The 11,916-nt window shown below is 46.3% G+C and carries 15 protein-coding genes; all 15 read left to right on the forward strand.

Annotated features, from left to right (window positions below; translation table 11 throughout):
- Positions 1-26 precede the first annotated feature (26 nt).
- The 15 genes from I2I04_RS16675 (at position 27) to I2I04_RS16745 (ending at position 11,844) form a co-directional block, all read left to right on the forward strand.
- A complete protein-coding gene (locus I2I04_RS16675) occupies positions 27-797 on the forward strand; it encodes a DNA-methyltransferase (protein ID WP_004310179.1) in 771 nt (256 codons plus the stop codon).
- Positions 798-865: 68 nt separating this feature from the next.
- The gene (locus I2I04_RS16680; RefSeq protein WP_004310178.1) at positions 866-1,636 is read left to right on the forward strand and encodes a DUF5045 domain-containing protein; all 771 of its coding nucleotides are present in this window, start codon (positions 866-868) and stop codon (positions 1,634-1,636) included.
- A 14-nt stretch (positions 1,637-1,650) separates the two neighbouring features.
- Positions 1,651-2,784, forward strand: a complete 1,134-nt coding sequence (locus tag I2I04_RS16685; protein WP_004310177.1) for a hypothetical protein — start codon at positions 1,651-1,653, stop codon at positions 2,782-2,784.
- A gap of 29 nt (positions 2,785-2,813) precedes the next feature.
- Positions 2,814-3,203: a hypothetical protein gene (locus tag I2I04_RS16690; protein ID WP_004310176.1), complete on the forward strand. Its 390-nt coding sequence runs from the start codon at positions 2,814-2,816 to the stop codon at positions 3,201-3,203.
- Positions 3,204-3,209: 6 nt separating this feature from the next.
- Positions 3,210-3,824 (forward strand): conjugative transposon protein TraK, encoded by a 615-nt coding sequence (gene traK, locus I2I04_RS16695; protein ID WP_004310175.1) that lies wholly within the window; start codon positions 3,210-3,212, stop codon positions 3,822-3,824.
- 12 nt (positions 3,825-3,836) lie between these two features.
- A complete protein-coding gene (locus I2I04_RS16700; protein WP_004310174.1) occupies positions 3,837-4,208 on the forward strand; it encodes a hypothetical protein in 372 nt (123 codons plus the stop codon).
- A 14-nt stretch (positions 4,209-4,222) separates the two neighbouring features.
- Entirely contained in the window at positions 4,223-4,705 is a 483-nt protein-coding gene (locus I2I04_RS16705; RefSeq protein ID WP_004310173.1) for a DNA N-6-adenine-methyltransferase, read from the forward strand.
- Between the two features lie 10 nt (positions 4,706-4,715).
- The gene (traM, locus tag I2I04_RS16710) at positions 4,716-5,861 is read left to right on the forward strand and encodes a conjugative transposon protein TraM (RefSeq protein ID WP_004310172.1); all 1,146 of its coding nucleotides are present in this window, start codon (positions 4,716-4,718) and stop codon (positions 5,859-5,861) included.
- A gap of 12 nt (positions 5,862-5,873) precedes the next feature.
- Complete coding sequence (locus I2I04_RS16715) at positions 5,874-6,209, forward strand: hypothetical protein (RefSeq protein WP_004314541.1); 336 nt, start codon at positions 5,874-5,876, stop codon at positions 6,207-6,209.
- Positions 6,210-6,258: 49 nt separating this feature from the next.
- The gene (locus I2I04_RS16720; RefSeq protein WP_004310171.1) at positions 6,259-6,858 is read left to right on the forward strand and encodes a hypothetical protein; all 600 of its coding nucleotides are present in this window, start codon (positions 6,259-6,261) and stop codon (positions 6,856-6,858) included.
- 12 nt (positions 6,859-6,870) lie between these two features.
- Positions 6,871-7,716 (forward strand): conjugative transposon protein TraN, encoded by an 846-nt coding sequence (gene traN / locus I2I04_RS16725; protein WP_004310170.1) that lies wholly within the window; start codon positions 6,871-6,873, stop codon positions 7,714-7,716.
- Complete coding sequence (locus I2I04_RS16730) at positions 7,713-8,225, forward strand: hypothetical protein (RefSeq protein ID WP_004310169.1); 513 nt, start codon at positions 7,713-7,715, stop codon at positions 8,223-8,225. Before traN ends, I2I04_RS16730 begins: the two co-directional genes overlap by 4 nt.
- 21 nt (positions 8,226-8,246) lie before the next feature.
- Complete coding sequence (locus tag I2I04_RS16735; RefSeq protein ID WP_004310168.1) at positions 8,247-8,903, forward strand: DUF1566 domain-containing protein; 657 nt, start codon at positions 8,247-8,249, stop codon at positions 8,901-8,903.
- Between the two features lie 13 nt (positions 8,904-8,916).
- Entirely contained in the window at positions 8,917-9,654 is a 738-nt protein-coding gene (locus I2I04_RS16740) for a DNA-directed RNA polymerase subunit alpha C-terminal domain-containing protein (RefSeq protein ID WP_004310167.1), read from the forward strand.
- 3 nt (positions 9,655-9,657) lie between these two features.
- Positions 9,658-11,844, forward strand: a complete 2,187-nt coding sequence (locus I2I04_RS16745; protein WP_004310166.1) for a type IV secretory system conjugative DNA transfer family protein — start codon at positions 9,658-9,660, stop codon at positions 11,842-11,844.
- Positions 11,845-11,916 lie beyond the last annotated feature (72 nt).

An 11,916-nucleotide genomic window follows, 5' to 3' on the forward strand; every position in this document is an offset into this window, starting at 1 on the left:
GCAAATGGACATTAATAAAAGATGTAATGAAAAAGATCGTTTTTGAAAAAGACATTACGCTATATAAAGCCGATTGCCTTGAAGTAATGCCTCTTCTCCCAGAATCAAGTATTGATTTAGTTCTATGCGACCCACCTTTTGGAATTACAGCCTCGCAATGGGATAAGATAATACCATTCTCGAAAATGTGGGAGGAGATTAGAAGAGTGAGAAAGGATAATGCGCCTACGGCTTTATTTGGCAGCGAACCGTTCAGCAGCCTTTTACGCTGTGGCAATTTAGCCGAATTTAAATATGACTGGGTATGGGAAAAGTCAAAAGCAAGCAATTTCCTTCTTGCTAAAAAGCAACCTCTAAAAGCGCATGAGCTAATCAGTATCTTTTGTAACGGCAGAACTCCTTATTATCCAATCATGGAGGAAGGTGAGCCTTATGAGAATCGTACAAAGAGAGGAAGTAACTGGACAGGAGTAAACAAGGTACCAAATCCTACATTCAGAAATGAAAACAAAGGAACGAGATACCCACGAAGTGTGAAATATTTTAAAACTGCGGAATCAGAGGGCAAAACGATTCATGTTAATCAAAAACCAGTCGCATTGTTGAAATATCTGATAAAAACATACACGAAAGAGGGTGACACAGTCCTTGATTTTGCCTCTGGAAGCATGAGCACTGCAATCGCCTGTATTCATACGAATAGAAAATGTATTTGTATTGAAAAGGATGATATGCACTTCTTGCGGGGAGAGGAAAGGATTAGAAATGAATATAATATAAAAAGAAATGTGGAATAATCCTGGTGATTAACTGATTGAAACACATTGAGTATTAAAAGATTAATAACAAATAACCGAAAGTAAATATGGACAGAATACTCTTACTCGTGACGGTTACAATAATTGCAACCACGGCGGCAAAGGCACAATCCGTGACCTATAACCACGATTCGCCGAAACAAAACCAAGTAACAGTAATGGAAACCGGTACGGGAGCACTCTCGCCCGACCTCTACTATTCCATACTGCACAACAAGTATAAGAAGTCGGCAGCAGTCAAGAACAAACTGTCATTCCGCACACTGGCGGGCGTCAACCTATACAACCAAACGGACGAAGCTGAAGCCATCGACTCGGCATTGGTGAGCCGGGCAAAGATAGAAGCCTTGAACGTGGCTGACCGTCAAGCGGACATCGCATGGGTCGCTGAAGGCGATAAGGTCAACGGACAGATGGTACGGTTCAAACGAAACATAGACCGCATCTTGCCTGTCGGGGGGACACCGGAGGATAAAGACAGATGGACGGAATATTACCATATCTACCAGTGCGCCATTGATGCAACGAAAGATGCCTATATGCCCAACGCACAGCGGAAGAAAGAGTATCTGCGCATCTACGAGGATATAACTCGACAGAACGAAATCCTTGTCGGCTACCTTGCCAAACGGCAGAATACTACGATAACAAGTACGCTACTGAATGCTACCGCTGACCGTACTCTGGATAAGGAGAGTATTGTCCGCGATGCGGTGAACCGATGGCACGAATCGCGCTTTGCCGTGCGCGGCCCGCAATCAGGCAATAACACGGGTGGCAACGGCGACGGAGATGAAACAGTAAACAAAGGGAACTGAAAAAACAAAAACGTATGGCAGACGGAAATATACTCTCGGATTTCGGTATTAATATCCTTGAAGAAGAAATTGACGATGTGATTTTTCAAACGAACGAGTTCCTGACTGATGCGACTTTTACCGGCTCGCAGGGACCGTTCTGGTGGATACTACAAATGTGCATGGCACTGGCTGCCCTGTTCGCTATTGTGATGGCAGCGGGAATGGCGTACAAGATGATGGTGAAACATGAGCCACTGGATGTGCTGAAGCTGTTCCGTCCTTTGGCTGTTTCAATCATCCTCTGTTGGTGGTATCCGCCAGCAGACACGGGTATGGCTGGCAGTGGGAGCAGTTGGTGTTTCCTTGACTTCCTGTCTTACATCCCGAACTGCATCGGCTCGTACACGCATGACCTGTACGAGGCAGAAGCCACCCAAATAGCGGACAAATTCGAGGAAGTGCAGCAACTTATCCATGTACGTGACACGATGTACCAAAGCTTGCAAGCACAGGCAGATGTCGCTCACACGGGTACCTCCGACCCGAACCTGGTAGAAGCGACCATGGAACAAACCGGAGTGGACGAAGTGACGAAGATGGAGAAAGACGCAGCCGAACTGTGGTTTACCTCACTGACGGCAGGAGTCATCGTAGGTATCGACAAAATCATCATGCTTATCGCTCTGATTGTGTATCGTATCGGATGGTGGGCAACCATCTATTGCCAGCAAATCCTACTGGGCATGTTAACAATATTCGGACCTATACAATGGGCGTTCTCGCTGTTGCCCAAATGGGAAGGTGCATGGGCGAAGTGGCTTATAAGGTATCTGACAGTACATTTCTATGGTGCAATGCTCTACTTCGTCGGCTTCTATGTGCTACTGTTATTCGACATTGTACTGTGCATACAGGTAGAAAACCTGACGGCAATCACAGCAAGCGAACAGACAATGGCGGCCTACTTGCAAAACAGCTTCTTCTCCGCCGGCTACTTGATGGCGGCAAGTATCGTGGCACTGAAATGCCTAAACCTCGTGCCGGACTTGGCAGCATGGATGATACCTGAAGGCGACACGGCCTTCTCTACACGGAACTTTGGAGAAGGTGTGGCGCAGCAGGCCAAAATGACGGCTACGGGCGGTATCGGCTCGATGATGAGATAATGATAAACCTAATATTAAATATCCAAAAGATGAATGTACAACAGAAAATTGAGAAATGGTGCAGGAACGAGCGTTTCGTGCACTATGCAAATGAACGCATAAGCGAAGAACTCGTTTATGCACCTAACCACCGAATTGATCCGGAATATGAAGAACTGGACGAAGCCATTACATGGGACAACCGATATATTGTCCCTATGATGACTTACCTTACCTATCGTCTGCAACTGGTCAAATTGCAGAAAAATGCCAAGAATCGAAACCGCCGTGTCTGGTGGATATTCGTGCATGTAATCATGCGGGAAGATTACACACAGCTTTTTGACGGGAAGTTCGAAAAATTTCTGACGGAGTTGCATGATACAGTCATGACAATGTTACATGACGAATACACACGATTGTCTAACAAGAAAAAATAAAGGTATATGGTCATCAAACATTTGGAGAATAAAATCCGACTGGTGGGCATCATCTGCACTGCTTTTCTTGCAGGGTGTATCATCATCAGCGTATCAAGTATCTGGACTGCCCGGACAATGGTGACGGACGCGCAGAAAAAGGTGTATGTGCTGGACGGAAATGTACCTATACTCGTAACCCGCACGACGATGGACGAAACACTGGACGTGGAGGCCAAGAGCCACGTAGAAATGTTCCACCATTACTTTTTTACTCTCGCACCGGACGACAAATACATCCGCTATACGATGGAAAAAGCGATGTACCTGGTCGATGAGACGGGACTGGCACAGTACAATACCCTCAAGGAAAAGGGATTTTACTCCAATATATTGGGTACGAGCGCGGTGTTCTCGATATTCTGTGACAGTATCTCCTTTGACAAAAAGAATATGGAGTTCACCTACTATGGTCGGCAGCGAATCGAGCGCCGGAGTAATATCCTGATGCGCGAACTGGTTACGGCAGGGCAACTTAAACGTGTGCCGAGAACGGACAATAATCCGCATGGACTGCTCATAGTAAACTGGCGCACATTGCTGAACAAAGATATCGAGCAAAAAACAAAGAGTAACTATTAAATCACCAAAGATATGAATATCAAAGGATTCAAACGGATGTTGTTCGGCGAGAAGATGCCGGACAAAGATGACCCGCAGTACAAGGAACGCTACGAGCGAGAGGTGCAGGCCGGGCATAAATTCGCCAAGGCGACACGCATCGACCAAGCGGCGGCCAAGGTGCAGGGCTTTGCCAACGCACACCGGACGCTGTTTCTGGTCATCGTCTTTACATTCGTCATCGGAGCTTTCGTATGGAACGCCTACCGCTTGGTAACTGTGTACAGACACAGTCCGGTAAGTCGCACGGCGACGGAAAAGCAGGATTCAGTGCTTCGGGAACGGCACAAGCTGTTGCAGGAAGTCGAAATAAGGGAACATAAAAACAGAGGGGACAAACCATAGTAAAAAGAGTACTTATGAATACACGGCTTGAAAAATCAGTCCGTTCGTCAGACGAATGGTACACGCCAAAGGAGATACTGGACGCATTGGGCAAATTCGACCTTGACCCTTGCGCTCCCATCCATCCGTTGTGGCCGACTGCCGAGGTCATGTATGACCAGAACATAGATGGGTTGTCCCAGATATGGGAAGGGCGTGTGTGGCTCAATCCTCCCTATTCGCGTCCTCTTATCGAGCTATTCGTCCGGAAATTGGCAGAACATGGCAACGGCATTGCATTATTATTCAACCGTTGCGATTCCAAAATGTTTCAGGACGTCATCTTTCCAAAAGCGACGGGAATGAAATTCCTACGCCACCGCATCCGATTCTACCGACCAGGCGGAGCACGAGGTGACTCTCCCAGTCGCGGTAGCATCCTATTAGCTTTCGGAGAAGACAACGCAGAGATACTGAGAAATTGTGCCATTGAAGGCAAATATGTACAACTCAATTAAAAGATGTATAATGAAGATATTGGAGAAAATCAATTTTCGCCAGCCGAAATATATGCTTCCCGCCATCCTTTATTTCCCCCTGCTCGGCACGTCTTATTTCATCTTCGACCTGTTTCAGACAGAAACGATAGAAATACAAGACAAGGCGTTGCAGACGACGGAGTTCCTAAACCCCGAATTGCCGGGGGCACAGATCAAGGACGATGGCATAGGCAGCAAATACGAGAATATGGCGAAATCATGGGGTAAGATACAAGACTACTCCGCTGTAGATAACATAGACCGGGAAGAACCCGATAAAAACAAGGAAGAGTATGAATCGAAATACACGCAGGACGACATCGACCTGCTCACGGAAGAACAACAGGAAAAAGCTGCGGCAGCGGAAATTGCCTCTGCCAAGACACGAGAACAGGAAGCACTTGCCGAACTGGAGAAAGCACTCGCAGAGGCGAGACTGAGAGGGCAAAACGCGACTGTACCCCCGGCAGAAACGGACACGGCCAACATTGCTCCACCACAAGGAGCAGCAGCCTCCGGAACCATCAACGAAGAGAGCCGGGCTGTGAAAACGCCATCAGCGGACGAACCGCCCAGCGAGGTGGTACGCAAGGTGAAGACAACCTCGGACTACTTTAACACACTGTCGAAGAATGTCCGTGAACCGAAACTCATCCAAGCCATCATTGACGAGAACATCAAAGCGGTGGACGGCTCGCGCGTGAGGTTGCGCCTGCTTGACGATGTGGAGATTGGCGAGTGTGTGATAGCAAGGGGAACATACCTGTACGCTACGGTAAGCGGATTCTCATCCGGGCGCGTGAAAGGTAATATCAGCAGCATCCTCGTGAATGACGAATTGGTGAAAGTGAGTCTCTCACTCTATGATACAGATGGCATGGAGGGGCTGTATGTGCCCAACAGCCAATTCCGGGAAACGAGCAAGGATGTAGCAAGCGGGGCAATGTCGGGCAATATGAACATGAGTATGGGAAGTACAACAGGAAACAGCCTTGCACAATGGGGGATGCAGGCGGTGAACAATGCCTACCAGAAAACAAGCAATGCCATTAGCAAAGCTATCAAGAAAAACAAAGTCAAGTTGAAATACGGAACTTTCGTGTATTTAGTGAACGGACAGGAAAAAAGGAATTAAAACGATGATGACATGGAAACAGATTTATCAGAATATCACAAAGGTACGGATGGGCTTTATTATGCGGACTATATAGCCCCAAATAAAGCCGAAACATTTATCGGAAAACTTGTGAGTACCGAATGGTGGCATCACAGAGGGCAGTTTGCCCTAATATGCAACTTCCGAACAGAAGACAGACGGAGGATTGCCTTATTCGCTTTTCAAAAACATACCGGTTTTTACGGACCAAGATACGGGAATGTTAATTTCAAAACAGTGGAGAAGGGCACTCTTTGGCAATGTGAAATCCAAATGACCCGGACGAGACGTTGTACTTGGGCGCGTGCCAGGCAGATAAAGAAATGAAGCGAAATAGGGAAAAGAAATCAATATAAATATTTTTAATCATGTGCCTATGAAATCTTCAAACTACTTAAAAAAAATATACGGGAATCCGACAGATGAAAAATATACACCGGGATATGGTGTATTACCCATTATCAAATATATACCTGAAGGCAAGATAGTCTGGTGTCCTTTCGATACGAAGCACAGTGAGTTTGTGCAGAAATTCAAGGATGCCGGTTTCCATGTCGTGTATTCCCATATCTATAACGGACAGGATTTTTTCAACTATGAACCGTCCCAATGGGATATACTCGTATCCAATCCTCCTTTCAGCCGGAAAGTGGAAGTCTTCGAACGCTGTCTGAAACTCGGAAAACCATTCGCCTTGCTGATGTCCAACTATTGGCTGAACAACGTAACACCCTGCCGACTTTTCCAGAATACTGATCTGGAATTACTCATGTTCGATAAACGTATTCAGTTCGGAAAAGGGAAAAACGTACCGTTCAACAGCAGCTATTTCTGCCATAAAATACTTCCGAAACAAATCATATTCGAACAGATAGATGTTACGGACAAATCTCCAAGTTGTATGCAGGATGACATCCCAGATAAGGCAAATATCAATCCGCAAGAGAATAAAGCAATCATGAATTTTCAATTATAACTCTGTATTTCAATGAAAAGGAATTTATTTGGCATTATGCTTCTATCAGGTATTTCCATTTTACCGAAAGCTAACGCACAAACTACCTACGAAGAAATGGAACAACTGACGGTGAACGAACAGATAACAACTGTCATCACGGCATCGGAACCGGTGCGTTTCGTGGATATTTCCACTGACAAGGTGGCGGGCGATCAGCCCATTGACAACATCATTCGCCTAAAGCCCAAGGAAAGCGGACACGAGGATGGTGAAATACTCGCCATCGTCACCATTGTGACGGAACGATACCGCACACAATACGCACTGATTTATACCACAAGGATGAAAGAGGCAGTAACGGATAAGGAGATATTGCTGCAAGAGCGTAATGCGTACAACAATCCGGCAGTCTCAATGTCCGCTGCCGACATGACACATCATGCACGGCGCATCTGGAACTCACCTGCAAAAATCCGCAACGTAGCTACCAAAGCACACCGCATGGTGATGCGTCTGAACAATATCTACTCGGTGGGTGACTACTTCTTCATAGACTTTTCCATCGAGAACAAGACGAACATTCGTTTTGACATTGATGAGATACGGATAAAGCTGACAGACAAGAAACTCGCCAAGGCAACCAACGCACAGACTATCGAACTGACACCTGCCCTGGTTCTGGAATCGGGCAAGACATTCAGACACGGCTATCGGAATGTGATTGTCGTGAAAAAGATGACCTTTCCCAATGACAAGCTACTGACCATCGAAATGACGGAGAAACAGATTAGTGGCCGTAACATCAGTCTGAACATCGACTATGAGGATATACTGGCGGCAGATTCGTTCCATGCAGATTTATTGGAGGAGGAATGACTATGAAAAAGACAATCATCGTGATAATTACCTGCGTGTGTATCGCTGCAAGTGCAAATGCACAACAAGGTAGCGGACGCCTCTCGCTTGGCACAGGGCTACTCTACAAGAACGGCATGGATATAACGCTCGCCTACGAACACGAAATGAACTATCGCCATACGTGGGAGTTCTTCGTCAACGGCTATCTACAATGGGCAGAGTGCGCTTCGTGCGGGCATATCTGCCCGGAATCATTTTGGCGAAACTACCGCAGCTACGGTTTTGGCGTGGCCTACAAGCCGTGCATGACGCGGGGACGCAACCACTATGGCAGTCTGCGTATCGGAGCTTCAGCCGGAAGCGACATGAATAAGTTCCTCGGTGGCCTGCACTTCGGTTACGAACACAACTATGTGCTACGGGCCGGATGGACACTGTATTGGCAAGTGAAAAGCGATGTGATGATAAAAGGTGCGGACGTGCTGCGAGCAGGTGTCGTGCTGGGTGTGAAACTACCTATAAAATAGGGAAACAAAAAAGAAAGCAATATGATACGAAAGATACATTTGGTGGCAGCGGCAACGGCTGCCGTGCTTTGCGCTGCCTGTGACACGCATATAGACGTACCCGATACAGCAGTTCGTCCAGGACATATCCTCTGCGAGGATGGAACAGCCTTGCCTTACGCACAATATGAACAATCGGGGAAAAAAGCGATAGCGGTTGTCTTCGATACCGAAAAACGCGGAGATACGGAGGGGGACGGTTATGCAGTTTACCTGTGGGACATTGCTCCACAGGCATTCGCCGACAGCCTCGGCATCGCACAAGGCACATCGGCTGACATCATGGCTTATGATGGCAATGAGAATACATTCGCACTGTATGATACACAAGAAACCGCTTCGCCAATGGCAGAAGCGGTTTTCGACCTATGGCGGTACGGGCAGAGTGCCTATGTACCGTCCGTGGCAGAGATGCGGCTGCTCTACACCATGCGAAAGATAATCAACCCTGTCATCGAACAATGTGGCGGTGAGCCGTTACCACTGGATGAAAACGACTGTTGGTACTGGACATCCACAGAAGTCGAAAAGCAACAGACAGCCAAGGCATGGCTCTATTCCATGGGGAGCGGCGCAATGCAGGAAACACCTAAAGTACAGGCGCACAAAGTACGCCCTATAATTACCATAAACGAATAAAAGATAGAAAGATATGAAAGATACGGATATATTTTTCAGCATAGCATTGATGATATTGGGAATTGTCCTCATGTATAAGTCCATGAAAGGTAATTCATGCCGACAAATACTGGCAAAACTCGCAGATTCCATAGCATCGGATAAAGAAGATATTAATTTTCAAATTAAAAGGTTCGGCTACCTTTTGGACGAAATGACTGCCGATAATGAAAAAAATTCAATCTTGAAGCGTCATGCCGACAGACTGGAGGAACTTGTCACGCAATTAGACCGCACACGAAACGAGCTTGAAACAAGTAATCTGTCAATGGCGGATATTAACGGAGAGTTGAAAAGAAGTAATGCCGAACTTGTAAAGAGAGCAACCCAATTACGCAATGAGATACAGCAAGACGAGCTTGTCATCCAAAAGATGCAAGAACGCCTTGATTCTCTCAAAAGAATCAAAGTGGGGCTTGAAATAGCCCTGAATAACATTCAGGCAGAAGAAGTACACTATCTCTCGGAACCGGTATTCAGTTTGGGTATTACCCCATCCATCAAAAGCCATCTTGAATCTCATGGAATATTATATATCGGAGACCTGATTCATCTTAACGAGCAATATCTCATGGAAATCTGGGGTATCGGTCCGGTAACACTTGATAAGATAAAAACAAAACTGAACGAGAATGGTGCATGGTTCGGTATGGATGTAATCAGAGTAGGTAATCATTGGTATCGTAGAAAACAAGGACTAATAACAGACTGACTTATGGAAGAAAGTAAGGAATTGCAAGGGTTCTATAAAATATTCCGCACAGTGGTATATGTGTCCGTGCTGCTGGAGTTCTTTGAATATGCCATTGACCCTGCAATGCTCGACCACTGGGGCGGCATACTGACCGACATTCACGGACGCATCAAACAATGGATGATTTACCACGACGGCAATCTTGTGTACAGCAAAATCGCAACGGTACTGCTTATCTGCATCACTTGTGTCGGAACGCGGAACAAGAAGCATCTGGAGTTCAACGCACGCCGGCAGGTGGTGTATCCATTGACGAGTGGGTTATTGCTGCTCGTACTCTCCGTATGGCTGTTCGGCCATACGATGGAAACAAGGCTTTATACCTTACCTCTGAATATCATTCTCTATATGATTGCCTCCATTGCTGGCGTAGTACTGGTACATATCGCATTAGACAACATTTCAAAGTTCATCAAGGAGGGATTGATGAAAGACCGTTTCAACTTCGAGAATGAAAGTTTTGAACAATGTGAAGAAAAAGTCGAGAATGAATACAGCGTAAATATCCCCATGCGATACTACTATAAGGGTAAATTCCGTAAGGGGTGGATTTCTGTAAGCAACTGCTTTCGAGGAACATGGGTAGTTGGAACACCGGGATCGGGTAAGACTTTCAGTATCATAGAGCCGTTTATCCGACAGCATTCGGCCAAAGGTTTCGCCATGGTGGTGTATGACTACAAGTTTCCTACATTGGCGACCAAGCTCTACTACCATTACAAGAAGAACGAGAAACTGGGCAGAGTACCCCAAGGGTGCAAGTTCAACATGATTAATTTTGTGGATGTGGAGTATAGCCGTCGGGTGAATCCAATTCAGGCAAAGTACATCAACAATCTTGCGGCGGCCAGCGAAACGGCGGAAACATTATTGGAAAGCCTACAAAAGGGTAAGAAAGAGGGAGGCGGCGGAAGCGACCAGTTCTTCCAAACCTCGGCGGTAAACTTCCTTGCCGCTTGTATCTACTTCTTCGTGAATTATGAACGTGAACCCTACGATGCCAACGGCAAGCCTCTATATGCGGAAAGACAGCAAGATCCGCAGACCAAATTCTGGAAACCGACAGGTATCGTGCGCGACCGTGAAGGCGGCAATATCGTGGAACCTGCCTACTGGCTGGGAAAGTATTCGGACATGCCACATATTCTGTCATTCTTGAATGAAAGTTATCAGACGATTTTCGAGGTACTGGAAACTGACAATGAGGTTGCTCCGCTGCTTGGTCCATTCCAGACAGCTTTCAAAAATAAGGCAATGGAACAATTGGAGGGTATGATTGGCACGTTACGTGTTTATACCTCGCGTCTGGCAACCAAAGAGAGCTACTGGATATTCCACCGGGATGGCGATGACTTCGACCTGAAGGTGAGTGACCCGAAGAATCCGAGTTACCTGCTGATTGCAAATGACCCGGAAATGGAATCCATCATCGGTGCATTGAACGCTCTTATCCTAAACCGTCTCGTTACCCGTGTGAATACCGGGCAGGGGAAAAATATTCCTGTGAGTATTATAGTGGACGAGTTACCGACACTCTACTTTCACAAAATAGACCGTCTGATAGGTACAGCGCGAAGCAATAAGGTGAGTGTAACGCTCGGCTTTCAGGAACTACCGCAACTGGAAGCCGATTATGGTAAGGTAGGTATGCAAAAGATCATTACGACGGTAGGTAATGTGGTAAGCGGCTCGGCACGTGCCAAAGAAACGCTGGAATGGTTGTCCAATGACATCTTCGGCAAGGTGGTCCAGGTCAAAAAAGGCGTGACTATTGACCGGGACAAAACAAGTATCAATCTCAATGAGAATATGGATAACCTTGTGCCTGCCTCGAAAATCTCGGATATGGCAACCGGATGGATATGCGGTCAGACGGCACGGGACTTTGTGAAGACGAAAACAGGTATGGGCGGTTCAATGAATATTCAAGAATCGGAAGAGTTCAAGACTACAAAGTTCTTCTGCAAAACAGATTTTGATATGGCAGAAATCAAGAAAGAAGAAGCGGCGTATGTGCCGCTGCCGAAGTTCTACACTTTCAAGTCGAGAGAGGAACGGGAGCGCATCCTATATAAAAACTTCGTACAAGTGGGGCAAGATGTGAAAGAGATGATAAAAGACGTTCAAAATAAGCGCAACGCGAAATAAAAATCCGGCTGTCTGACATATAATGTAAATAAAAACAACAAAAACCGTCAGTACAATCGTACTGGCGGTTTA

This window comes from Bacteroides sp. 1001136B_160425_E2 (assembly GCF_015559655.1).
Taxonomy (GTDB): Bacteria; Bacteroidota; Bacteroidia; order Bacteroidales; family Bacteroidaceae; genus Bacteroides; species Bacteroides luhongzhouii.